The sequence below is a fragment of the Corynebacterium sp. HMSC04H06 genome, assembly GCF_001815935.1.
Taxonomy (GTDB): Bacteria; Actinomycetota; Actinomycetes; order Mycobacteriales; family Mycobacteriaceae; genus Corynebacterium.
In genome coordinates this window covers 1-23794 of sequence record NZ_KV823434.1, presented here as the reverse complement: position 1 = coordinate 23794, position 23794 = coordinate 1, and the positions used below count along the sequence as shown (strand labels likewise).

At 67.0% G+C, this 23794-nt stretch carries 23 protein-coding genes; 14 read left to right on the top strand and 9 right to left on the bottom strand.

Annotated elements, in window-relative coordinates; genetic code table 11:
- Positions 1-17 precede the first annotated feature (17 nt).
- From nadD to HMPREF3067_RS07140, 9 genes are all read left to right on the top strand, one after another.
- Entirely contained in the window at positions 18-629 is a 612-nt protein-coding gene (gene nadD / locus HMPREF3067_RS07180; RefSeq protein ID WP_083319196.1) for a nicotinate-nucleotide adenylyltransferase, read from the top strand.
- Positions 630-729: 100 nt separating this feature from the next.
- Positions 730-1200 carry a ribosome silencing factor gene (gene rsfS, locus HMPREF3067_RS07175; protein ID WP_070769047.1) on the top strand — a complete coding sequence of 157 codons (471 nt, stop codon included), beginning with the start codon at positions 730-732 and terminating at the stop codon, positions 1198-1200.
- Between the two features lie 14 nt (positions 1201-1214).
- On the top strand, positions 1215-1913 hold the full coding sequence (locus tag HMPREF3067_RS07170; protein WP_070769046.1) for a histidine phosphatase family protein: 699 nt from the start codon (positions 1215-1217) through the stop codon (positions 1911-1913).
- Complete coding sequence (locus tag HMPREF3067_RS07165) at positions 1913-2797, top strand: DegV family protein (RefSeq protein WP_070769045.1); 885 nt, start codon at positions 1913-1915, stop codon at positions 2795-2797. The genes HMPREF3067_RS07170 and HMPREF3067_RS07165 overlap by 1 nt, the downstream gene beginning before the upstream one ends.
- 170 nt (positions 2798-2967) lie before the next feature.
- Positions 2968-3744, top strand: coding sequence for a ComEA family DNA-binding protein (locus HMPREF3067_RS07160; protein ID WP_070769044.1), 777 nt, complete (start codon positions 2968-2970; stop codon positions 3742-3744).
- Complete coding sequence (locus HMPREF3067_RS07155) at positions 3741-5456, top strand: ComEC/Rec2 family competence protein (RefSeq protein WP_070769043.1); 1716 nt, start codon at positions 3741-3743, stop codon at positions 5454-5456. The genes HMPREF3067_RS07160 and HMPREF3067_RS07155 overlap by 4 nt, the downstream gene beginning before the upstream one ends.
- A gap of 1 nt (position 5457) precedes the next feature.
- Positions 5458-6435, top strand: a complete 978-nt coding sequence (gene holA, locus HMPREF3067_RS07150) for a DNA polymerase III subunit delta (protein ID WP_070769042.1) — start codon at positions 5458-5460, stop codon at positions 6433-6435.
- A gap of 51 nt (positions 6436-6486) precedes the next feature.
- Positions 6487-6867: an ankyrin repeat domain-containing protein gene (locus HMPREF3067_RS07145; protein ID WP_070769041.1), complete on the top strand. Its 381-nt coding sequence runs from the start codon at positions 6487-6489 to the stop codon at positions 6865-6867.
- Positions 6864-7514 carry a LysE family translocator gene (locus HMPREF3067_RS07140; protein ID WP_070769040.1) on the top strand — a complete coding sequence of 217 codons (651 nt, stop codon included), beginning with the start codon at positions 6864-6866 and terminating at the stop codon, positions 7512-7514. Before HMPREF3067_RS07145 ends, HMPREF3067_RS07140 begins: the two co-directional genes overlap by 4 nt.
- On the opposite strand, the gene HMPREF3067_RS07135 is transcribed toward HMPREF3067_RS07140, so the two are convergent.
- From HMPREF3067_RS07135 to HMPREF3067_RS07120, 4 genes are all read right to left on the bottom strand, one after another.
- The gene (locus HMPREF3067_RS07135) at positions 7410-8879 is read right to left on the bottom strand and encodes a type II restriction enzyme (RefSeq protein WP_070769039.1); all 1470 of its coding nucleotides are present in this window, start codon (positions 8877-8879) and stop codon (positions 7410-7412) included. The genes HMPREF3067_RS07140 and HMPREF3067_RS07135 overlap by 105 nt on opposite strands.
- A complete protein-coding gene (locus HMPREF3067_RS07130) occupies positions 8876-9730 on the bottom strand; it encodes a DNA adenine methylase (RefSeq protein WP_210400095.1) in 855 nt (284 codons plus the stop codon). The genes HMPREF3067_RS07135 and HMPREF3067_RS07130 overlap by 4 nt, the downstream gene beginning before the upstream one ends.
- 164 nt (positions 9731-9894) lie before the next feature.
- Positions 9895-10158 (bottom strand): 30S ribosomal protein S20, encoded by a 264-nt coding sequence (gene rpsT, locus HMPREF3067_RS07125; protein ID WP_070769038.1) that lies wholly within the window; start codon positions 10156-10158, stop codon positions 9895-9897.
- A gap of 208 nt (positions 10159-10366) precedes the next feature.
- The gene (locus HMPREF3067_RS07120) at positions 10367-10930 is read right to left on the bottom strand and encodes a type II toxin-antitoxin system PemK/MazF family toxin (protein WP_070769037.1); all 564 of its coding nucleotides are present in this window, start codon (positions 10928-10930) and stop codon (positions 10367-10369) included.
- Between the two features lie 86 nt (positions 10931-11016).
- Here HMPREF3067_RS07120 and lepA point away from each other — a divergent pair, with 86 nt between their 5' ends.
- Positions 11017-12864, top strand: coding sequence for a translation elongation factor 4 (lepA, locus tag HMPREF3067_RS07115; RefSeq protein ID WP_070769036.1), 1848 nt, complete (start codon positions 11017-11019; stop codon positions 12862-12864).
- On the opposite strand, the gene HMPREF3067_RS07110 is transcribed toward lepA, so the two are convergent.
- Positions 12861-13520 carry a hypothetical protein gene (locus tag HMPREF3067_RS07110; protein ID WP_070769035.1) on the bottom strand — a complete coding sequence of 220 codons (660 nt, stop codon included), beginning with the start codon at positions 13518-13520 and terminating at the stop codon, positions 12861-12863. The two genes, lepA and HMPREF3067_RS07110, sit on opposite strands and share 4 nt — an antisense overlap.
- 103 nt (positions 13521-13623) lie before the next feature.
- Here HMPREF3067_RS07110 and HMPREF3067_RS07105 point away from each other — a divergent pair, with 103 nt between their 5' ends.
- Positions 13624-15033: a M20 metallopeptidase family protein gene (locus tag HMPREF3067_RS07105; RefSeq protein WP_083319195.1), complete on the top strand. Its 1410-nt coding sequence runs from the start codon at positions 13624-13626 to the stop codon at positions 15031-15033.
- Here HMPREF3067_RS07105 and HMPREF3067_RS11050 read toward each other — a convergent pair.
- Positions 14915-15886, bottom strand: a complete 972-nt coding sequence (locus tag HMPREF3067_RS11050; RefSeq protein WP_083319194.1) for a CPBP family intramembrane glutamic endopeptidase — start codon at positions 15884-15886, stop codon at positions 14915-14917. The two genes, HMPREF3067_RS07105 and HMPREF3067_RS11050, sit on opposite strands and share 119 nt — an antisense overlap.
- A gap of 85 nt (positions 15887-15971) precedes the next feature.
- Between HMPREF3067_RS11050 and HMPREF3067_RS07100 the strand changes: the two genes are divergently transcribed.
- Both HMPREF3067_RS07100 and HMPREF3067_RS07095 read left to right on the top strand, forming a co-directional pair.
- Positions 15972-17105, top strand: coding sequence for a sensor histidine kinase (locus tag HMPREF3067_RS07100; RefSeq protein ID WP_070769034.1), 1134 nt, complete (start codon positions 15972-15974; stop codon positions 17103-17105).
- On the top strand, positions 17102-17734 hold the full coding sequence (locus HMPREF3067_RS07095) for a response regulator (protein WP_070769033.1): 633 nt from the start codon (positions 17102-17104) through the stop codon (positions 17732-17734). Before HMPREF3067_RS07100 ends, HMPREF3067_RS07095 begins: the two co-directional genes overlap by 4 nt.
- Positions 17735-17740: 6 nt before the next feature.
- On the opposite strand, the gene HMPREF3067_RS07090 is transcribed toward HMPREF3067_RS07095, so the two are convergent.
- Complete coding sequence (locus HMPREF3067_RS07090; protein ID WP_070769032.1) at positions 17741-18175, bottom strand: hypothetical protein; 435 nt, start codon at positions 18173-18175, stop codon at positions 17741-17743.
- Between the two features lie 78 nt (positions 18176-18253).
- On the bottom strand, positions 18254-20149 hold the full coding sequence (locus HMPREF3067_RS07085) for a BCCT family transporter (protein ID WP_083319201.1): 1896 nt from the start codon (positions 20147-20149) through the stop codon (positions 18254-18256).
- A 259-nt stretch (positions 20150-20408) separates the two neighbouring features.
- On the opposite strand from HMPREF3067_RS07085, the gene HMPREF3067_RS07080 reads away from it, so the two are divergent.
- Positions 20409-21779: a YeeE/YedE thiosulfate transporter family protein gene (locus HMPREF3067_RS07080; protein WP_070769031.1), complete on the top strand. Its 1371-nt coding sequence runs from the start codon at positions 20409-20411 to the stop codon at positions 21777-21779.
- Between the two features lie 183 nt (positions 21780-21962).
- Here HMPREF3067_RS07080 and HMPREF3067_RS07075 read toward each other — a convergent pair whose 3' ends face one another.
- Positions 21963-23651: an FUSC family protein gene (locus tag HMPREF3067_RS07075; protein ID WP_070769030.1), complete on the bottom strand. Its 1689-nt coding sequence runs from the start codon at positions 23649-23651 to the stop codon at positions 21963-21965.
- Between the last annotated feature and the right edge of the window lie 143 nt (positions 23652-23794).

Genomic DNA, 23794 nt, shown 5'->3' with positions numbered 1-23794 from the left:
ACGTATACTAGCCATCCATGAGCAACCGAATAGGGATTATGGGAGGGACCTTCGATCCCATCCACCACGGCCACTTGGTGGCCGCGAGCGAGGTAGCGCACCGCTTCCAGCTGGACCAGGTGGTCTTCGTGCCCACCGGGCATCCCTGGCAGAAGGAGGACCGGCAGGTAACCCCTGCCGAGCACCGCTACCTGATGACGGTGGTGGCTACCGCCTCCAACCCGCGGTTTACCGTCTCCCGCGTGGACATCGACCGCGAGGGGCTGACCTATACCATCGACACGCTCCAGGACCTGCGGGAGTTCTATCCGGAGTCCGAGCTGTTCTTCATCACCGGCGCGGACGCGCTCAGCTCGATCATGAGCTGGCGGGACTGGGAGAAGATGCTGCAGATGGCCCGGTTCGTCGGCGTGACGCGCCCGGGCTACGAGCTGACCGACAAAATGCTGCCCCGCGAGTCGCGGCAGGGGATAGAGTTGGTGGAGATCCCCGCGATGGCGATTTCCTCGACCGATTGCCGTGAGCGCGCTGCCGCCAGCCGGCCGGTGTGGTATTTGGTTCCGGATGGGGTAGTGCAATATATTGCCAAGAACAATCTCTACCGCATCAACCCCGATCAGCCGCTCTAGCAGCGCGCCGCGAGTAGGAAAATGGCCGAAAACGTGGGACACTAGTATCGATTATTGGTAGAAGTTAACGCCTGCAGAATTTGTTGAAGGATTTCCCGCATTGTCTATTACTGACGTAGCCCGGAGCATGGCCGAGGTAGCCGCGCGCGCTGCCCAGGAGAAGTTGGGCGGCAACATCGCCGCTATCGACGTCTCCGACGTGCTGGCGGTCACCGAGGTCTTCGTGATCGCCTCCGCCGATAACGAGCGCCAGGTGCGCTCCATCGTCGACGAGATCGAAGACGAGATGACCGCGGCCGGCTGTGAGCCGAAGCGCCGCGAAGGCAACCGGGAAAACCGCTGGGTGCTGCTGGACTACGGCAATGTGGTCGTCCACGTCCAGCGCGAGGGCGAGCGGGACCACTACGGCCTCGACCGCCTCTACCACGACTGCCCGCTGGTGGAGATCCCCGGCGTCGAGGCTCCGCAGTGCCCCGGCCAGTGGGCCGACGAGGTCAACCCGCGCGAGGCGGAATCCGTCGCCGACCTCCCGCTGGCCGACAAGGCCCCGGGCGAAGACGAAGAGATTTAGGTAGCCGCACCATCATGAGCCGCCGCCTGATCCTCATACGCCACGGACAGACCACCTATAACGCCACGGGCCGCATGCAGGGGCACCTGGATACGGACCTGTCCGAAATCGGCTATGCCCAAGCCCGGGCGGCCGGCGAGTTGCTGCGCGGTGAGGGAGTGGCCAAGATCGTCGCCTCGGACCTGCGCCGCGCGGCGGAGACCGCCCGCGTGGTCGGCGAGGCCTTGGGGCTGGACTACCAGACCGATTCGCGCCTGCGGGAGACCAACCTGGGCAACTGGCAGGGGATGAGCTCCGCCGAGGTGGACGAGCAGTTCCCCGGCGCCCGCGCCCTCTGGCGCCACGACGCCACCTGGGCCCCGCCGGAGGGTGAATCCCGCGTGCAGGTGGCCGAGCGCGCCCGCCCGGTCATCGACGAGCTCATGGAGTCGTTCCAGGACTGGAACGGTCAGGCGCTGCTGGTGGTGGCCCACGGCGGGGCCATCGCGGCGCTGACCTGCCACCTGCTCGGCCTGGAGCACCGCCAGTACGGCACGCTGTCCGGGCTGCAGAACACTCACTGGGCGCAGTTGACCGCCCGCCCGGTCTTCGACGCCGCACGTCCGCTCGCCCCCGTGCACTTTGATCCCGCCCAGCCGGCCAAGGCCACGTGGTACTTCGACGGCTGGAACATGGGAGGGCGCGTCGCCGGCGACGGCGGGGCTGATATCTAGTGGCGGTACGCGTAGTTACGGATTCCTCGGCCGGGCTGCCGGAGGAGATCGTGGCGGAGCTGGGCATTGGTGTTATCGAGCTCCACGTCATGGACGGCGAGGGCAAGGACGGCACCGAGCAGTCCACCTCCGGGGTCAGTGCGATTGAGCTCGCGGCTTTCTACGGCCGCCAGATGGAGCGCGCGGCCGCCGCCGGCGGGGAGGAAGCCGTGTTGGCTATCCACCTGTCGAAGGAACTGTCCTCGACGTATTCTTCCGCCGTGACGGCCTCCGGTGCCTTTGCTGCCGATGCCCTGGCGGTCATTGACTCCGGCTCCACCGGCATGAGCATGGGCGCGGCGGTCATGGCGGCCGCGCGGCTGGCCCAAGACGGCGCGGACCTGGCGGAGTGCCGGGCCGCGGCCGAGGACACGCTGGCGCGCTCCAATACCTGGGTCTACCTGTCCAGCACAGACGATCTGCGCCGCTCCGGGCGCATGTCCACCGCCACCGCCATGCTCTCGACCGCGCTGCTGGCCACCAAGCCCATCATGGAGCTCGTCCACGGCAAGGTGGACCTAGTGGGCAAGACCCGCACGCAGACCAAGGCCTTTACCAAGCTGGTGGAGCTGGCCGTCGAGCGCGCCGGGGGCGAGCCCGCCTTCGTGGCCATTCAGCACAACGGCGACGAGGAGGCCGCTGAGCGCCTCCAGGATCTGCTGGATGGGGCCTTACCGGAGGGCTCGTCCTTCATGCTGCTCCCGCTGGGCGGGGTGCTATCCGTGCACGTCGGTTCCGGCGCCATCGGGGTCTCTGCGGTCTTTGCCACCGAAACCCCGGTCTCGGCCCCGAAGCCGAAGAACCCTTTGGGCACCTTCGCCGCCCGCCATCAGCGCGAGCAATAGCCGCTAGACAGCAATGTAGCCAACGAGGACGAAATTTTTCGTGCCTCGATGGGACCATTGCGAGTAACCAATAAAAACTCCATTATGGGTTAGGGTTAAATTCCGGTTTGTGGCCGGTGTGCAGGGAAAATCCCTTCCCTTTCCGTCGGTGGCACTTTAGTCTCGGCGGCATGAGCGCACCGCATTTGAGCGATAGACTAAAGGAACTGACCCGGCCCACCGGGACCGAGGAGCTGATGGACGTGTCCTTCCCGGCTCCCCGGTTCCGCATTCCCGTCGCCCCCGCCGCCGTTTTGGGCGTCTTGCTCATCCTTGGCCTGGTGGTGTGGGTGGGCTGCACCGCCTTGCGGGACGACCCGGCCGAGGAGGCGCACCTGGCCTGGCAGGAGGGAGGACCCGAGATAGAAGAATCCAACCTGGCGCTAAGTGGCCATCCGGCTGAGGCCGGCGGGGCGGGTGCTGCCGCAACTGAGCACGCCGCGCCGACTACGGGCCCGGTGGTGGTCTCCGTGGTCGGCAAGGTCGCCCGGCCCGGGTTGGTCACGCTGGAGCCGGGCGCGCGGGTAGCGGATGCGCTCGCCGCCGCCGGCCCGCTCCCGGAGGCAGACCTGGCGCAGGTCAATCACGCGCAGGTACTCCAGGACGCCCAGCAGATCCACGTGGTCGGCCCCGGCGAGACCCCCGTGGAGCCCGGCGGCCTCCAGAGCGGGGATGGCACCGGCGACGGTGGCGGCGGCTCCTCGGGGGCCGCCGGCGGGGCGGTGAATATCAACACCGCCAGCGCCAGCGAGCTGCAGTCCCTCAGCGGGGTGGGGGAGGTCACCGCCGCGGCCATCGTGGACTACCGCGACAGCATCGGCGGGTTCAGCGCGGTGGACCAGCTGCTGGAGGTCAGCGGGATCGGGCCGGCGAAGTTCGCGCAGCTGGAAGGGCAGGTGACCGTGTGAGGGAGCTGCGCCTGGTGCCCGCGGCCGCCAGCGTCTGGGCAGCCACCCTGGCCGTAGTGCTGGGCTGGCCGCTGGTAGGCCTGGGTGTGGTGGGAGCGGTGGTCGTGGCTGCGGCGCTGCGCCGGCACATCGGTCAGGCGCTGGTGGTGGCGGCGACCGGCGGTGTGGCGATGGTGGTCGCGCTGGTGCGGCAGGCCCGCGCCGCGGCGTTCGCGCCCACCGGGCGGCTAGAAGGCGAGCTGCAATCGGCCCCGGTGGCCCTGGACAGCGGCGGGTGGCTGCTGCGCCTGGACGTCGAGGGCGTGCCGGGGGCGGTGCCGGTCTTTAGTGAGTCGCTTCCCGAGGGTGCCGGCTTTGCCACGCCGCCGGCGGGCACGCGGGTGGCCGTAGACGGCACGGTGAGTGAGTCGAACCGCCCCGGGGTGGTCGACGTCGTGGTCACCGGGGAGGTTACTACCGTCGCCGCCCCGCAGGGCTGGGCGGGTTGGGCCGCCGGGGTGACCGAGAAATTCCAGGCCGTGGTGCTGGATACCGTGGGGCCGGCCAGCCAGGGCCTGCTACCCGGGATGGTCCTGGGGGACGTGGGGCTGCAGGACGCGGCCGAGCGCACCCTGTATATTGAGACCGGCCTGAGCCACCTCTCGGCGGTCTCCGGGGCAAACGTCGTGGTGGTCACTGCCGCGGCCGCGCTCGTGGCGCGCTGGGCGCGGGCGTCGCCGTTAGGACAGGTGCTGAGCGCGGTCGGGGCGCTGGCAGTCTTCGTGACCTTGGTGGGTGCGGAGCCTTCCGTGCTGCGTGCGGCCGTGACCGGCATGGTGGGGCTGTTGGCGGTGGTGAACTCGTCGCGCATGGAACCTGTCCACGGCCTGTGCCTAGCGATCATCGGGCTGCTGTGGTGGGACACGGAGTTGGCGGTCAACTACGGCTTCGCCCTATCCGTGGCGGCGACGGCGGGGATTGTGGCGCTGCAGCCGGTCTTCTACCGCTGGCTGGCCCCGCTCGGCCTGCCGGACCTGCTGACCCGGGCCTTCGCGGTGGCGGTGGCGGCCGACATCGTGACCATCCCGATCGTGGCGCTGATGGCCGGGGAGGTCTCGGTGGTCTCCATCGTGGCGAACGTGGCCGTCGCCCCGGCCACCGCGCCGGTGACTGTGGTGGGGCTGCTGGCCGCCATCGCGGTCAACATCCCGGGGATCGGGGCGCCGCTGGCGGGTGTGCTGCTCAAGGTGGTGGAGCCGTGCACGTGGTGGATCAACTCCGTGGCACACGCGGTGCGGGACCTGCCCCTGGCGGTGGTGGCTGTGGGCCCGGTGGCGGTCACGCTGGTTTACGGGTGGGTCGTGGCCGGTTTCCTCTTCCACCGGCCGCGGCTGACGGTCACGCTGGTGCTGAGCCTCGCAGGGGTGCTGGGGCTTGCGGGTTCTCTGGGGTATGCGCCCGCCTGGATTCAGGCCCGGGGCGGAGCGCGCTTGCACACCAGCGCCCCGGAGGTCGACCTGACCGGCCTGCGCGCGCACGTGGTGGACACGGACGACGACATCGATCCGGTCCCGCCCGGCACGCAGGTGATCGTGGTCTTGTCCGGCGAGGGCGCCGCGGCGGACCGGTCCACCCGAACGCAGGACCATATCCCGGTGCTCTACCCGGCCCGTGACGGGCCCGTGCGGGTCTATGCGGACGGCACCCAGCACGCGGTGGACGGGAGGTTCTAAGATGAAGGGCATGCCAGCTTCACCGGTCCACCTCATCGTCGGCGACGACGAATTCCTCACTGAACGCGCCCGCCGCACCATCACCAAGCAGATCGCGGCGGATACCGGCCAGACCCCGGAGATGACCACCCTGCGGGCCAGTGAGGTCACCGAAAGCGAACTGGCCGAGGCCACCAGCCCGTCCCTCTTCGGCGACAACCGGTTCATCGTGGTCACCGACGCCGAGAAAGTCGGCAAGGAGCTAACCGGCCTGCTGATTAACTGCGCCAAGCAGCTGGCCCCGGGTATGACCCTGGTGGCGATCTACAGCGTCACGGCCAAGACACTGAAAAACAAGAAGAAGCAGCCCGAGCTGGTCACGGCGTTTGCAAAGCTGGGGGAGCGCCACGACGCCTTTTCCCTCTACCCGAACGAGTTGGGCCGCTGGGTGACTAAGGAATTCTCCCGCCACAACGTGCAGCCGACCCCGGACGTGGTCAACGCGGTGCTCCAGGGAGTGGGCTCGGATCTGCGCGAGCTAGCCTCGGCGGTCAGCCAGCTGGTCGCGGACACCGGCGGCAACGTCACCATGCAGGCGGTCCAGGAATACTATTCCGGCGTGGCCGAGGTGGCCAACTGGGATATCGCGGACGCCGCGGTCGCGGGCAAGACCAACACCGCGGTGGCCACCTGCCGCCGCGCGCTGCAGCTGGGCGCAAGCCCGGTGGCCATCGCCAGCGCCCTGGCCAACAAGGTCAGCGCCATCGCGCGGCTGTACTCCGCCCGCGGCGACCAGTATTCCCTAGCCAAGCAGACCGGCCTGAACCCGTACGTGGTCAAGCTGACCCAACCGGTAGCCCGCCGCTGGTCCGGCCGGGCGGTCACGGAAGCCGTGATCCTCATCGACGAGCTCGACTACGATGTCAAGGGCCAGTCCGGCAAAGACCCGGACTTCGCCGTGGAGTCGGCGGTGCGCCGGATCGCGGAGCTGGCCGGATAAAACGCCGGACCTAAGGCCGGTCGGCCGGGGTCAAAGATTAGGCTTGAGTGCATGACTGCACCTGGACCGGAACTGCAAGACCTTGTTAACCGCCTCTTCGATATGGCTCGCCAGGGCGATAAGACGCTGCTGGACTACATCCACCAGGGCGTGAATATCGACCTGGTCAACCACGAGGGGCAATCCTTCGTCATGCTCGCCGCCTACCACGGCCACGCCGAGCTGGTCGCCGCCCTGGCGGAGGAGGGCGCAAACGTGGACCTCCTCAACGATCGGGGCCAGTCGCCGTTGGCCGGCGCCATTTTTAAGAAGGAAGACGCAGTTATCGACGCCCTCCTGGCCGCCGGCGCCGATCCGCAGGCCGGCACCCCCAGCGCCCTGGATACCGCGCGCATGTTTGAGCGCAACGACCTGGTCGAGCGCCTATCGTGAGCTGGTCATCGTTTCTCGCGATCATCGTGATGAACCTGGTCGGGGCCGCCAGCCCCGGCCCGGACGTCATCCTGGTGACCCGGTACGCCACGAAGTCCCGCCGCCACGCCATCGCCGCGGCCGCGGGCACCCAGGTCGGCGTGCTGATGTGGTGCACGCTGACCGTCTTCGGCGCGGCCGCGCTGCTGAGCACCTTCCCGTTCGTTTTGGGCTTCGTCCAAGCCATCGGCGGCGCCTTCCTGGTGTGGATGGGCTGGAAGACCATGCGCGCTGGGCTCCAGGAGCGCCGCAACCCGGCGCAGAGCCTGGATGACGCCGTGCAGCGGCTCGGCCGCATGCGCCAGGCCTTCCGGCTGGGGCTGGCGACCAACCTGTCCAACCCGAAGATCGTGCTCTTTTTGGCCGCGATGATCGCCCCGCTGCTGCCAGCGCACCCGCCGCTGGGGCTCTCAGCCGCGCTGGTGCTGTCGCTGTCGCTGTCCAGCTTCCTCCTCTTCGTCGCGCTCAGCTGTGTGATTTCCACCAACGCGGTCCGGCGGAAGCTACTGGCGGCCGGCCCCTGGATCGACATCGCCGCCGGCGCCTTCTTCCTGGTGGCCGGCGTCCTGCTGGTGGTCAGCGGCCTGCGGGAGATCCTCTTCCCATAGCCCCGGCTGCCCGGCCGGGGGCTCGGCCTGGGCGGCGTGGGCCAGGTCCCGGACCCACTCGGTCCAGGCAGCGACGGTGGCCGCGCGCCGCTTGAGGGTGGACTCGCCCAGGCCCAAGTCTGCGCCGCGCATGATCTCCTCGGCCTCGTCGCGGCCTATCTTTTCCCCGGCCAGCGCGCGCTGGGCTGCCGTGCGGAAGACCTCGCGGACGGCCAGGCGCTCCACGATGGCGAAGTTGCGCGCGTCCAGGTCATCGAGCGCCATGACCTGCTCGCCCAGCTCGGTCAGGGTCACTCCTCGCTGGCTGATGCGGACCAGGCCGAGGTAGGCCGCCGCATTCGCGTAGTAGTCCGCCTGCCGGGCGGTAAAGCCGTAGGCGGTGTGGATATAGTCCTTGGTCAGCGGCTCCTCGCTGGCGGCGAGAAGCTCGCATAGGTTGACCACGCGCGCAAACGAATCCGCCTGCGGAAAGGGCGCTGCGGCTGGCTCCGGTTCCACGCGGGTGCGCTCGATGGTGTCGAGGAGCGAAGCGGCCGTCAGCTGGGTGCTGCCCAGGCAGTAGCGGGCCGAGCGCATCTGCCGGATGCTGTGCGGGTCGTTCTCGTCGCCGAAGGCGTAGAGGAACAGGTGGAAAACGCCGTTCGAATACAACAGGTAGACCGGCAGCACCGGCTTGGAGACCACCTGCCGGAAGCGCCGGTAGGGGAAATACAGCTGGCGGATGTTAAAGTCCTCGGGCAGGTGGTTCTTCGCCTCGATAAGCACCAGGCAGTCCGCGGACTCGTAGCCGCCGTCGATCTCCATCTGCGCGCGGTCCACGGTGAAGTCCCGACCGTCCAGCCGCATCGGGATCTGGTGGGTGGACATGCGCCCGGAGACCGTCGAGCGCAGGGGAGCGCTGCCGATGAAGTCTTCCAGGATGCCGCTAAGATCCGCCGCGGCCAGGGCCAGCGACTCGGAGGTGATCTGGGAAAAGTCCAGGGACTCGATGTCGGCCGGCACCGGCAGGCGCCGGGTGGGCTGCGGCCCGCGCTCGAATTGCTGGTAGAGGCCGAACTCGCCGACCAGGTAGGTATCGCGCGACAATGGCACCACGGACAGGCCGTATTCGCGGAGTGGCCACGGCCGCGAGCTGGAGTAGTCGTGCTTGGCCATCAGCCGGGGCTCGCGCCGGCTGATCTCCTTCAGGCGGGAGGCAGTAATGCGGGCGAAGCCGTCGCGCGCAAGCGGCCCGGCGAATTCCTCGGTGGCGAAGACACGCAGCCAGCCGATGTCGTTGACGCCGAGTTTCGTGTCCTTGCCGATGTCGAAACGGTCGCGCAGCTCAGCTATTTCGGCGGCCTCGGCGTCGGTGGCCCGGCTCATGCGGTGGCTCCTCCTGCGGTGTCGGTGTAGTTGCGGACTAGGACCTCATCGACCTTCCCGCGCCGGGAGGCCACGGAGTTGATGGCCCGGGTGGCGCCGACGATCTCGGTGGGGTAGTCCGCATACAGGTCCCGGATGAAATCCGTGGCGGAGTTCGACAGAAGGAAATTGACCCCGCGCGCGTTCAGCTCGTCGCAGGCCTGCTTGAGACGTTCCTGCTGGCTGCGGTCGAAGCCGCCGGCGGCGTAGCCGGTAAAGGAGCTGGTGACGTTAACCGGATCGTAGGGCGGATCAAGGTAGACGAAGTCGCCGGCCTGGGCGGCCTCCAACAACACCGCGTAGTCGCCGTTGAGCAATTCGACGTCGTTGTCGCGCAGGTAGGCGCCCACCGCCCGCAGGGTGGGCTCGTCGCAGATGGTCGGGTTCTTGTAGCGGCCGAAGGGCGCGTTGAACTGGCCGGCGGAGTTGACCCGGTACAGGCCGTTGTAGCAGGTGCGGTTCAGGTAGACCGTGCGGGCGGCGCGCTCGACGGCGCTAAGCGCAGCGAAGCCCTCCGGGTCGCGGTCTAGGGCGCGCAGCTCGTAGAAGAACTCCGGGGTGTTCGGGTAGCCCGCCAGCAGGCCGATGAGCTCGTCCACGTGGTCGCGGGCGACCCGGTAGACGTTGATGAGCTCGGTATTTAAGTCGTTGACCGTGGCCTTTCCCGGGGCGAGCGCGAGCAGTACCGCGCCGCCGCCCAGGAAAGGCTCGTAGTAGCGCTGAAACCCGGCCGCGGGGAGGGCGGACCGAATGGCTGGTAGGAGCTGGCGTTTGCCGCCTACCCATTTCATCAAAGGCTTCAGGTTGTTCATCGTGGCAATATTTTAGCGCCCCGGCCGACCCGCCGACCGCGCGGCCCGCCTTGCGGGGAACAGGCGTTCGCCTGGCGGGGCAAAAATAAAGGCCGCCGGCCCGCGGGGAGGAATCCTCCTTAGTGTGCGGGCCGGCGGTCAGTATTTATGAAGCCGGGGTGGGCTTAGGCCATCTTGTTGAAGGCGTTAGCCATGCCGGACTTCTTGTTAGCAGCGGTGTTGCGGTGGAACACGCCCTTGGACACGGACTTGTCCAGGGAGCGGGAAGCAACGCGCAGCTGCTTCTCAGCGGCAGCCTTGTCACCGGAGGCGACAGCCTCGCGGAACTTGCGGATCTCGGTGCGGACCGCGGAGCGGATGCCCTTGTTGCGACGGCGAGCCTTCTCGTTGGTGATGACGCGCTTCTGCTTGGACTTGATGTTAGCCATAGCTGAAAATACCTCTTAAGTAATCGATCTGATTGACAACGAAACTTGGGGCACTCTCCGGACATGGCTCCAAGCCACCGCTGGTGGCCGCGGCGCCGGCGTACAAGGCGAACCCAAGGTCCTGCCCGCCCGGCCGACGCGCCCGGAGTCCAAGTAACCCGGCTATCTTAGCAGCCGGGCGCCTGCCCGGCCAAAACGCGACTTCTTGCTAGGCCCAGTGATAGACGGCGCGCAGACGGTTGGCGATCCGCTCGAAGCGGCGCTGCGGGAACAGGATGCCTTGGCGGCGGACTTGCTCCTCGCTGATTTCCAGCAGGCGGTCCAGGCGGATCCAGCACTGCCGGCCGGACTCGTCCCATTCGCCGGAGCCTATCTCCAGCCAGCAGTCGTCCTCGGCGTGCTCCGGGTTGGGGGAGATGAGCAGGCCCAGCACCGTGGTGCGGGTGCGGCCGACCACGAGGACCGCGCGCTCGGTGGGCGGGGACTGCGGGCCGCCGGTGGGGGCCCAGACCCAGACGACCTCTCCGGAGTCGGCCTGGCCGTCCATGTCCGGGGCGAAGAAGATGGACCGTGCTCGGTCCTGGGTGGCCTCCACCCGGATGCTGGCGGGTTTGCGCGGCTCCCAGCTCGTGCGGTGTCCGTGCAGGCCCAGGCTCTGGTTGATGTGGCTTAAGCCCTTGTCGATGGGTTCCTTGTCGCCCACGCCCAGCGCGTGCAGGACTTTCCGGCCCCAGGAGGGCGAAGAGGTGCGAGCAGACTCGGGGTTAACCATGTGTCTATCCTACTTGCCGGTAGCGCCCGTGTCTTGGGTAAGCTGGGACGGACTATCTATTTACTCGAGGAGATTAAGGGACATCGTTGTCTGAGAATTTTGCGGCCACTACGTTCACGGATCCGTCCAAGATCCGGAACTTTTGCATCATTGCTCATATCGACCACGGGAAGTCGACCCTGGCCGACCGCATTCTCCAGCTGTCCAAGGTGGTAGAGGAGCGCGACATGCGCGACCAGTACCTCGACAACATGGACATCGAGCGCGAGCGCGGCATCACCATCAAGGCCCAGAACGTGCGCCTGCCGTGGGTCCCGCAGTCGGGCGAGCTGGCCGGCACCCAGATGGTCCTGCAGATGATCGACACCCCGGGCCACGTCGACTTTTCCTACGAGGTCTCCCGCGCGCTCGAGGCCTGTGAGGGCGCTATTCTGCTTGTCGATGCCGCCCAGGGCATCGAGGCCCAGACCCTGGCCAACCTCTACCTGGCCATGGAAAACGACCTGGAAATCATCCCGGTGCTCAATAAGATCGACCTGCCGGCGGCCGATCCGGACAAGTATGCGCTCGAGCTGGCCAACATCATCGGCTGCGAGCCGGAGGAGGTTCTGCGCGTGTCCGGCAAGACCGGCGAGGGCGTCGTGGAGCTGCTCGACCGCCTGGTCGACCTGGTGCCAGCCCCGACCTCGGAGGGCGGCTCGGACGCCCCGGCCCGCGCGCTGATTTTCGACTCCGTCTACGACACCTACCGCGGCGTGGTCACCTATATCCGCATGATGGACGGGGCCCTGAAGCCGCGCCAGAAGGTGCTCATGATGAACACGGGCGTGGAGCACGAGATCCTGGATATCGGCATCGTCTCGCCCACGCCCACCTCCTGCAAGGGGCTGGGCCCCGGCGAGGTTGGCTACCTGATCACCGGCGTGAAGGACGTGCGCGAGACCAAGGTGGGCGACACCGTCACCTGGGCCAAGAACGGCGCGGACAACCCGCTGCGCGGCTACGAGGACCCGAAGCCGATGGTCTATTCCGGTCTGTTCCCCATCTCCCAGGCGGACTTTCCCGACCTGCGCGACGCGCTGGACAAGCTGCAGCTCAACGATGCCTCCCTCACCTTCGAGCCCGAGACCTCCGTGGCGCTGGGTTTTGGCTTCCGCTGCGGTTTCTTGGGCCTGCTCCACATGGAGATTACCCGCGACCGCCTGCAGCGCGAATTCGATCTGGATCTCATCTCCACCGCGCCGTCGGTGACCTACCGGGTGGTCAAGGAGGACGGGGAAGAACAGATCGTGCATAACCCCTCCGACTGGCCGGGCGGCAAGGTCGGCGAGGTCTACGAGCCCATCGTGAAGATGACGGTCATCGTGCCGGAGGAATTCGTCGGCCCCACCATGGAGTTGTGCCAGTCCAAACGCGGCCAGATGGGCGGGATGGATTACCTGTCCGAGGACCGCGTCGAGCTGCGCTACACCATGCCGCTGGGCGAAATCATCTTCGACTTCTTCGACATGCTCAAGTCCCGCACCAAGGGCTATGCCTCCCTCAACTACGAGGAGGCCGGCGAGCAGCTGGCTGACCTAGTCAAGGTGGACATCCTGCTGCAGGGCGATCCCGTGGACGCGTTCTCGGCCATCGTGCACCGCGACCACGCCCAGCACTACGGCAACAAGATGACCAAGAAGCTCAAAGAGCTCATCCCGCGCCAGCAGTTCGAGGTGCCCGTGCAGGCTGCCATCGGATCGAAGATTATCAGTCGTGAAAATATCCGCGCCATGCGCAAGGACGTGCTCGCCAAGTGCTACGGCGGCGACATCTCGCGTAAGCGCAAGCTGTTGGAGAAGCAGAAGGCCGGTAAGAAGCGCATGAAGTCCATCGGCTCGGTCTCCGTGCCGCAGGAAGCCTTCGTCGCCGCGCTGTCGACGGACTCCGACTAGTACAGCACCACGCGCGCGTTGTTCCCGCCGGTGCACTCCATGGACTTATCACCTAGCACGCTGCACTGCATGTTGTAGGTCTGGCCCGTCGTCGGGCTGGTCACGGAGATTTCCGGCTGGTAGAAGTCCCGGATGTTCTCGCCGGTGGGGTTGTGTCCGGCGGTCTGGGCGTCGAGGACGGCGCTACCGAACCCGCAGCTGGTGTTCTCGCCGGCCAGGACAGTGTGCAATCCGAAGCCGTCGCCCAGCACGCAGACCTCGTAATAGGTGCCGGCCACGGTGGCGGTCTGGCCGGGGGCGGGGTTGTGCATGACCAGATCGAGGTAGTCGGAGGCGACGTAGTCGACGGCGCGGTTGCTCGCGCCAGCACCAGCGCCGGCTCCCTGGTTGCTATCGGCGACGGGTTCCTGGGAGCCGCCGGCAGAAGCGGCGGTGTTCTCGGTGGAGGAGTCGGCATCGCCAGCCGTCGAGCGCTTCGAGTCTTTGGCCTTCGAGCTGGACTTGGGGGTAGTTTGGTCGGACTCGTTCGCCGCGCTGGATTCCTGCGTGACGGTGCTTCCGGCTTCGGGGGTGGGGGTGTCTTGGGTGGATTCGCCTGTGGAGCAGGCAGCGATGAAGAAGAGCGGGGCGATGGTAAAAAGTGAAGTGCGTCTCATAAAAGATAGATTAGTGTGTATACAAGTGAGATAAAAGGGGTGGGTAGGAAAAACTTGGTACGCTCGGTTGCTAAACGCCAGTAACAAGGAGTGAGAAGTCACGATGACGGTGCCTCAGTCCCCGCACCAAAAGGACCCGCGAACCGCCTACCGCACCGGCCCCTACCGGCAGCCCTCCCCGGAGCAGTCCGTGCCCCGGCAGGGCCAGCAGCTGCCCCCACTTCCCGTCACGCAGGCGACCCTGGATTCGCGCCCGGCGGGAGAGGTCCTGTGCGAGGACGGAGCGCAGCTGCTCGAGCACCTGCAGGTGCTACGCCGCGACCTGCACCAGAACCCGGAGATCGGCAACCACACGCCCTATACCCAGGCTAAGGTGCTCGAGGAGTTATCTGGCCTGCCGCTGGAAATCACCACGGGGGTTTCGGTGACCTCCGTGGTGGCAGTCCTGCGCGGTGGCAAGCGTGGCGAACATCCGGTCTCCGTCCTGCTGCGTGCGGACATGGACGCCCTCGAGGTTGCCGAGCGCACCGGCTCGCCGTTCGCGGCCACCAACGGCTACATGCACGCCTGCGGCCATGACCTGCACACCTCCGCGCTCGTCGGCGCGGCGAAGCTGCTGAGCCAGCACCGCGAGGAGATCCCCGGCGACGTCATCTTCATGTTCCAGCCCGGCGAGGAGGGCCCGGGTGGGGCCCGTCCCATGATCGAGGAGGGCGTGCTGGATTCCGCCGGCCGCCGCCCGGTGGCCGCCTACGGCATCCACGTCGGCCCGCAGGACTACGGCAACTTCTACCACGTGCCGGGCCCGCTGATGGCCTCTTCGTCTAACCTGCGACTGACCGTCCACGGCAAGGGTGGGCACGGATCCCGTCCGCATGATGCCATAGACCCGGTCGCCGCCATGGCCGAAATCCAAGTCGCCCTGCAGACCGCCGTCACCCGCCGCTTCGACGCCATGAACCCAGTGGTCATCACTGTGACCAACCTGTGGGCCGGCGACGGTGCCATCAATGCCATCCCGGACAAGTGTGGGTTTTCCGCCACGGTCCGTGTGCTTGATGATGCCGCCATCGATCGCGTCCGCCAAGTCATCACCGAGGTGGCCTCGAACGTGGCGGCGGCGCACCGCTGCGCGGTGGACATCGACTTCGAAATCCTCTATCCGACCACCAAGACCAACCCGCGCGAGAATGCTTTCGCCGCGGGCGTGTGGTCCCGCCAGTTCGGATCGGACCGGGTGGTGCCGATGCGTTCGCCCATGATGGCCAGCGAGGACTTCGGCTTTGTCCTCCAACAGGTGCCCGGCACGTTCGTCTGGCTGGGCACCGCGAACCCGGAGACCCCGCAGGCCAAGCGCGAGTGGAACCACTCGCCGCTGGCCCGCTTCGACGACTCTATTCTGGGTGACCAGGCCGCCGCACTGGCCGGGGTGGCCTTTGAGCGGCTGGTGGCTGAGGAGTTACTACCGTCGCCGACCATTCATGCGGCCCGCCAGGCAGCCCAGCAGGGTTAGCGGACACCAGCTGCGGGCGGCGGCGCACCAGGTAGAGAATCCAGGCGGTCGCGCCCACGGAGAAGACGACCTCTGCAGCAACGGATGCCCAGCTCACCTCCACGGCGTTGGGGTCCGTAAGGCCCACGGCCGCGGAGCCAAAAGCGAACACATTGCCCACGGCGTGGACCACGGTGGCGGCCTCGATGCCACCGGTGTACCACGTCAGCACAGTCGCGGCCGCGGCGAAGATCGCGATGGCGACCAGCCCCTTGGCATCGTAGGTATGCCCGGCGATAAACAGCCCGAAGCCGGGCAGGTATGCGAGCCACGGCGAGCGGAACCAGCGCCCCAGCCACTGGGGGAGGAGTGCGCGGAAGACGAGTTCCTCGCTGAGTGCTTGCAGGGGAACTAGAGTCACCGTGAGTGCCAGCAACATGGCCGCGGTGGAGTCCCACCGCGGGGGATTGCACTCTGCGGCCGTGACCGGGAGGTAGGCTACCACCCAGGCGACCGCGGCCGGCAGCACGGCTCGAGCGGCCAGCCCCCAACGAACCCGGCCGTAAACCGACCACAGCCCGCGGGCCCCGCGCCGGGCCGCGGGCACGCTACGGCTGCGCCGGCAGATGCTTGCCGCGACCCAGGCGGCGGCGCCAAGCACGATGATAAGCCCCAAGCCGACGGCGAAGGGGCCGGGGCGGGACATGTCGTCGATGGTGTCGATGACCTCGTCGCCCAAGCTGAACCCTGCGACCAGGGCGAAGCCAAAGAAGAAGACCACGGCGAAAAAGATAAAGACCACGGCTTCTAGTAGCGGGCGCCACCAGGAGCCCGGCAGCACACGGTGAAATGAAATCTCCGTTAATTCGTCCATGCCTTCCAGGATGGCAGGTTTCGGCCCGGGTGGTTTCCTTCCCAGGGAGGATTTCGTGGCCTCGGTAGCCGCCTATACTGAGCCTATGACTGTGGGACCGAAGACCGTGCGCCGGATTGGCATCGTCGTGCTGTGCGCTGTGTGCGACGTGGCCGAAGGGCTGGTGCTGGTGGGCATCGACCTGGAGGATTCGCCCGCCGCCGATACTCCGGAGTTTGGCGCCTACGTTGCTTTCATGGTGCTTGTCGGCGCAGTGGGGTGGCCGCTGCTGTTTATCGGCCTGCGCCACGAGCCGGAGGAAGACTCCGCCTACCCTGGCCCCCGGTCAGCACTGGTCTGCAGCGTGCTGGTGATCCTGTGCAGCTTTTCCTATTTTGGCGCCGTCTCCTCTGTGGTGGCGTTTATCTCCTTGGTCGGGCGTGGTTCCACGCGGTGGTCCGTGGTCGGGGTGATCGCGATGGTAGCCGGCTTCCTGGTGGACTGGGCCTTTAACCCCAGCGGCGCCCCGCCCCTGGACGACTGGTATTACCTGGCCACGTTCGCGCTAGTCCTTGTCCCCATGCTGCTCGTCGGCATGGGACGGGCGGCCAGCAAGAGGGACCAACGCGCCCGGGTGGCAGCCGCCGCCACCGCCGAGCGCGAAAGCCTGGCCCGCGACCTCCACGACAGCCTTTCGCACCGGATCAGCCTGATTTCCCTCTACGCCGGAGCCTTGGCCGAGCGCGAGGACTTGAGCCCCGACCAGCAGCGCCGCTCCGCCGAAACCATCCGCGCCGAGGCCGCCCACGCCGTCGATGACCTGCGGGAGGTGCTGCGGTCCATCACCTCGCGGCAAGCCCCCGGACCCGGCGTGCGCGAGATCATAAGCAACGCCCAAGCGGCCGGCGACGCCATCACCTTCACCAGTGACGGCGCCACCCCGCACTTGTCCACCGCCAGCGCCCAGGCCTTGTCCCGCGCGTTGCAAGAATGCCTGACCAACGCTCGCAAGCACGCGCCCGGCCAGCCGGTCACCGTGGTAGAGGCCATCGATGCCACTGCCGGCACCTACACCTGCCACGTCAGTAACCCGCTCCTGGCGGGGGTGACGGGGAGAGGCACCGGCAGCGGGCTGGAAGGTATGCGCCAGCGGCTCAAGCTGGTGGGCGGTAACCTGGCCATCGACCAAGGCCACGAGTTTTGCGTGCGCATCACTCTGCCGCTAAAGGAGGCGCAATGATTAGGGTCGTCATCGTCGACGACGAGGAGCTGGTGCGCGACGGCGTCCAGCTGGTGGTGGAATCCGATCCGAAGATCCGGGTGGTCGGTGAGGCCAGCAACGGCCGCGACGGGGTGGCAGTCGTTGCCAACCTGCAGCCCGATGTGGTGCTCATGGATATCCGCATGCCGGTGCTCGACGGCATCGCCGCGGTGGAAAAAATCGACCCGGCCGTGCCGGTCATCATGCTCACCGCCTTCGACACCGACGAGTTCATCGCCGCCGCCCTGCGCGCCGGGGCCGTGGGCTTCCTGCTCAAAAACACCCCGCCGAAGGCCCTGACCGCCGCGGTGCGCGCCGCCCACGAGGGTCAGCAGATCCTCTCGCCTACGGTGGTGGGATCGCTGCTCGATGTCGAGCCGAAGGCCACCCCCAAGCAGGCCGCCGCGCGTGCGAAGCTAGCCAACCTCTCCGAGCGCGAGCTAGAAATCGCCCGCCTAGTGGCCGAGGGGCTCAGCAACGCTGAGATCGCCGCGGCCGAGTTCGTCTCCATCACCACGGTCAAAACCCACGTCCAGCACATCCTGCGCAAGCTGCCGGCGCGCAGCCGCATCCACATCGTCATCACGGTGCTGGATGCGGGCCTGTAGGGAGGCTTAAGCAGGGCGGCTGCGGCGCCCGCCCCGTGGGCCCACGACCAAGACAATGAGGGCGGCGACGATGCCGATGGCTGCCACCACCACCGGCGCCCACCCGGCCGCGCCCCAGTAGGTGGGGTAGTAGCGCAGGGCGTAGCCGAAGACCTGGCCGTCGTCGAACTGCTGGACCAGAGAGGCCGCCAGCCACCACAGCTTCGCCGTGGCCAGCACCGCCCCGGCAACCAGGGTGGCGGCGAGGCCGGCGCGGCTGCCGCGGCGGAAGACCCAGCACAAAAGGCCGACGGCCACCAAGACGATGCCGGCCATCGTGGCGGCGAACCATAGCGGGGTCTGGATGGAAAACGGCGAACCGTTCAGCAAGAACTCGTGGTCGACGCGGTGCTGGTCAATGAGTGTGAATCCGTCGAGGACGACGTCTGCAGGAAGGCCCATACGCCAACAGTCTAGCGGTGCCGTCCCCGGAACGAGGGAGATATGGCTGTAAGCTTGGCCACTGGGGTGCTAGTCCTTCTATTTCTTCGGACCCTTTTGGTCCTGCTGGCTTTCCGGGGCCTCTGCGCGGGTTTGTTCCGCCTGTTCGGCCTTCTCGCCGATGTAGTCCGGGTGCGTGGAATCGTGCTTCGGGTCGTAGCCGTCGGACCAGGTGTCGGTGGAAAAGTCGTAATCGACGGCGTCGCCGGCTTCGTCGGTGCGCTGGTACCAGCGGGTGTAGCGGCCGGCCGCGGAGTCGAAGTCGGAGCCGGCGCCGCGACCGTCGGCGGCGTGCTCGACGGAGAGCTCGAAGTCGTCGCCGTGCTCCTCGATGCCGCGGATCACCGCGTTTTCCACCGCCGTGCGCGCGTACTGGCGGCGGATGAACATCGGGTCGCTGCGCAGATCCACGATGAAGGCGACCATCATCACCAGCAGCACCACGCAGAAGGGCAGCGCCGACAGGATGGTCAGGTTCTGCAGGCCGGACAGGACCTCCTCGCCGCCGGTCAGAAGCATGACCACGGCGATGCCCATCATGCACAGGCCCCAGAAGACCACCAGGGCCTTGTTCGGGGAGGGGTTGCCCTTTGAGGCCATGGTGCCCATGATGACCGAGGCCGAGTCCGCCGAGGTGATAAAGAAGATGGCCAGCACGCCTAACAGGACCAACGGGGTGATGGTGCCCAGCGGCAGGTTGCTGAACATGTTGAACAGGACGGCCTCGCCGGAGGCGTCGGCGTCGAAGCCCGGGATGCCGGCGTCGTGGAAGGTGATGGACGTCCCGCCGAAGATGGTAAAGGCCAGGATGAGGATGATGGTCGGGGCTAGGATGGTCACCGCCGCGTACTGGCGCAGGGTGCGTCCGCGGGAGATGCGCGCGACGAACATACCGACGAACGGCGCCCAGGCGATCCACCAGGCCCAGTAGAAGGCGGTCCAGTAGGACTGGAACTCGACCGTCTCGTCACCCCAGGACAGCGACTTCGACATCATTGGCAGCAGCTCGTCCAGGTAGGTGACCATGCCGGACGGCAGCAGGTTGAGCAGTAGCAACGTCGGGCCGGTGATGAAGACGAAGGCCACCAGCGCCAGCGTCAGCGTGATGTTCAGGTTGGACAGGTAGCGGATGCCGCGGGAGACCCCGGAGACCGCCGAAACAACAAAACCCACGCCGAGTACGGCGATGATGATAAGCAAGATGCGGTTGGGCAGCGGCCCGGCGCCGGAGATGATCTCCACGCCCTGGCCGATCTGCACGGCGGAAACGCCCAGGGTGGCGGCGGTGCCGAACAGCGTGGCGATGAGCGCCATGATGTCGATGACCTTGCCCAGCGGGCCGTCGGTGTCCTTGGAACCAAACAGCGGCTTGAAGATGGAGGAAATCAGCGGCACGCGCCCGCGGCGGTAGGACGAATAGGCGATCGCCGCGCCGACCAGCGAGTACATCGCCCACGGGGAAATGCCCCAGTGGAAGTGGGACTGCGCGACCGCCTGGTGGAGGGCCTCGACCGTGCCGCCTTCGTCCACGGTGTGCGGCGGCGGGGTCAGATAGTAGCTCAGCGGCTCAGAGGGGCCGTAGAAGAACAAACCGACGCCAATGCCTGCGCCGAACATCATCGCCACCCACGAGAAGAAACCGAACTCCGGCTGCTCGTCGTCGGTGCCCAGCTTGATGCGGCCCAGCTTCGATAGCCCCACGTACGCCATCACCACGATGGCCAGAATCATGGTGATGTTCAGCAGCCAGCCCGCGTTGGTAATGGCCCAGCCAAAGGCCGCCGATGCCGTCTGCGCCACCTGGTCCGGCAACATCACGCCCCAGGCAATGAAGCCGACTACGAGTACCGCCGTCACACCGAAAATGACCTTGTCCAGACCGAAGGTGTTGCGCTGGTCTTCCACGCCGATACCCGGGACCAGGCCCGGGTGCATGTTGTGAGGGTAGAGGCCCACCGCGGGCCCAGTGCTGCCGGTCGGCCCGGTGCTGCGCGGCTGCGGCTCGCTGGAGGAAGCGGAAGAGCTAGACAGGGTAGCAGGGGTGGACGAGGAGGACGAGGATTCAGGTTCAGGTTTCGACACGAGGATCAATCATTCAGGATATTGGCATAAGCCACAACTCGGGAAGCCCGCTGCAACTACTTAGTCTATGCACACTAGACAATCCCGTCTATTGACGGATAGGGTAGGCGCCATGTTGATTTCCGGACTTCTGGTGGGCGGCGTGTTCGGCGCCGTGCTGCAGCGCGGACGCTTCTGCGTGACCGGCATGCTGCGCGATATTTTCATGAACAAGACCTGGCGCGGGTTTACCGCGCTGATGATACTTATCTCCGTGCACGCCTTCGGTCTGACCCTGCTGACCAGGCTGGGCGTCATCCAGCCTGAGGTTGCCAACTTCACCCCGGTGGCCATCATTGTGGGCGGCTTCATCTTCGGCCTGGGTATCATCCTGTCCGGCGGCTGTGCCTCCGGCACGTGGTACCGCTCCGCCGAGGGCCTGGTCGGCTCTTGGATCGCGCTGCTGCTCTACGGCCTGTCCGCCGCGGCGATGAAATCCGGCCCGCTGGCCGAGGTCGACGGCTGGTTCAAGCAGTGGGAGATGCCGCTGACCACCATCCACGGCGCGCTGGGGATCACGCCCTGGCTGCTGGTTGCTGCGGTCTGGGCCGTGACCTTCGGGCTGTGGCGCCACTACCGCCGCAAGGACGCCGGCTGCCCGTCCTACGACCTGGGGCAGGCCTGGTGGGCCCGCCCGCTGTCGCTGAACACCGCCGCCATCCTGGTAGGTCTCATCGCCACCGTGGCCTTCCCCCTGTCCGCGGCCACCGGGCGCAACAGCGGCCTGGGCATTACCACCCCGACCGCCGACGTCATGCGGTATACCACCACCGGCGACGGGCAGTACCTCAACTGGGGCACGCTGCTGGTGGTCGGCCTGTTCATCGGCGCCTTCCTCGCGGCCAAGGCCACCGGCGAGTTCCGCGTGCGCGTCCCAGACGCGCAGACCGCCTACCGCGCCGTGGCCGGCGGCATCATGATGGGCGTGGGCGCGTCCTTGGCCGGCGGCTGCACGGTCGGCAACGGCATGGTGGAGACCTCCTTGTTCAGCTTCAAGGGCTGGGTCGCTCTGCTGTTCATGGCCCTGGGCGTGGCCGTCGGCGCCAAGTTGTGGCTCAAGCCCCACCGCGTTAACCAGTCCCCGGCCTCGGCCGAAGACGCCGTGCTTCGCGACGCCCCAGCCACCACCCACCAGCCCTTTCCTGATGCCACCGGCGCCGTCGCGCTCAAGCCCCAGGTGAGTACGTCCACCCAGAAGGCCCGCCCGCTGGGGCAGGGCCGCTACGCGCTGGATACCCTGGGCGCCGTCTGCCCCTTCCCGCTGATGGAGGCCAAGCAGGTCATGGACGAGCTGGAGACCGGCGAGGCCCTGGTCATCGACTTCGACTGCACCCAGGCCACCGACTCTATCCCGGCCTGGGTGGCCGATGCCGGCCACCGCATCACCGACTTCCACCGCGCCGGCGATGCCGGCTGGCAGGTCACCGTCGTTAAGGGAGGCTAATCACACGGGTGTGAGTTAGGATGAAGGGGCATCGCAGGTCTAAGCGATCCCCTTTAACTTTGTGTCAGCGAGGTATCAACCCACCATGCAGTTCCCAGAATCCGTTGTGGCCGAACTGGAAGAGCTTTTCGCCCCGGTGGTCCAGGAGCATCTCCTCGATGCTTCGCTGCTGCTGCAGCCGCGCTAGCGGGCCTGCGGACTGGCCATTCTCACCTTGTCCGCCAACTGGCGGATATCCGCGGCGCTGGGCTGGCTATCTGGCGCCAAGTTACAAAAGTCCAGTAGTTGGTAGCCGGCGTGCTGGATCGCCTCGTGTTGGGCGCTGAACTCGCCGAGGCGATCCGGCTGGTTGGCGCCCACCGACTGGATGGATCGGCGCTCGGACAGCAGCTCGTACTGCAGGTCGCGGCGCTGGCTCAGGGATTGCTGCGGCGTTTCGGTCAGCAGGGCACCCAGTAGCGCGCCCATCGACTCGTAGCAGCGGATCTGCAGCCGGTAGTGGTTCAGCGCCGCCGATGCCGGCCGGTACAGCCACAGCGCCAACAGCGCGAACAGGATGGACAGGGAAATCTCCGCCAGGCGCGCGCCGACGACGGGCGCCAGCTCCGGCGCCTGCGAGTTGCCCATCAAAAGCGCCAGCGGCGTCGAGAAGATCACGCAGAAGGCGTAGTTTTTCACCACGAAAATCTCCGCGAAGAACTGGCAGGCCGCCAGCGCAAGCAGCAGCGACCAGCCCCACACGCCGAAGTAGTGGAAGGTGGCGAACAGGCACACGCCCAGCACCGAGCCGGCCGCGCGGTGGATGGCGCGCACCGTGCCCGGCACCCGGTCCGGGCCCCATTGCAGAATCAGCAGGACCGAGATAGCGCCCCAGTCCGGGCGGCCCAGGCCCAGCGCCACGCCCAGCAGCGCGGTAATCAGGCCGGCGAAGAAGACGCGCTCGGCGGTGATGAAGGCGTGGCCGTTGCGCACTGCGGAGCGGTACAGGCGGTAGTTCACCGTCGGGCGGCTGTGCGGGATGACGGTGCGGCTCGGGTCGATGTCGTTCGGGGTGTCGGTGAGCAGGGCCTCGGCGGCGCCGAAGTCGTCGCGCAGGTTATGCCTGACGATGCTGCGCTGCGCCGCCAGCGTGCGCCGCACCAGCTCGGACTGCGACTGGTTGATAATGCGACCACCGCTTACGATGCCCGCATCCGCCAACGACTGCCACGCATTCGACAGCGCCGTTTGCGCCTGGTGGTGGCGGGCTAGGTGGTCCTTGTTGGCGTTGGCGTAGTCCTCGGCGGCGCGCTCCAGGGTGTCGACCACGCGCCGCTCCGGCCCGTGCTTATCCAGCAGCGACGGGGCCATGCCGAGGATCCACGCGGTACCCGCGCCGACGCAGGCCCACAGGATGACCTCGCCGACGTGGGTGCCGCTACGGGCGAGCATGGTGGAGCCACCCGAGACCATCACGATGAAGAAGCCGCCCGGCGGCGGCAGGCGCAGAGCGTTTTGGACGAACGCGGCCGTGGTGGCCAGCAGCACCGTAAACAGCGCCGAGAGAATGAGCCACCAGTGGCTGTGGCCGGGGGCGAAGACCAGCGTGCCCACCAGGGTGCCGGTGGCAGATCCGATGACCAGCAGTGTGCCGGCCACCGCGATGACGCGGGCGCGCGTGCGGTAGGGGTGGCCCTCGCCGTAGATGACGGCGAAGGCGCCGGTGGCGATGAGCAGGATAGCGTTGGTATAGCCCAGCAGCAGGGCCACGCAGCCTGGCAGGAGGATGGCCAAGGCGGCGCGCAGCGCGCCGGGCCACCGCGGGGCGGAGGAGTGGAAGGTGGTCAGCAGCTGGAGGGTACCTGGTCTTTGGGGAGTAGGGTTGTCCGTCACGGTGCTGCTACACGTTCCTTTCTCGTATCAAATTTATTCGGCCAATACAGCGTACTCTTCTGCGGCAGTTTCGCGAACTTTTGCATTCCTTAGGCATCTGTTTTCCACAGGCCGCGGTTCCCGAGTGTTAACCATTGCACTCG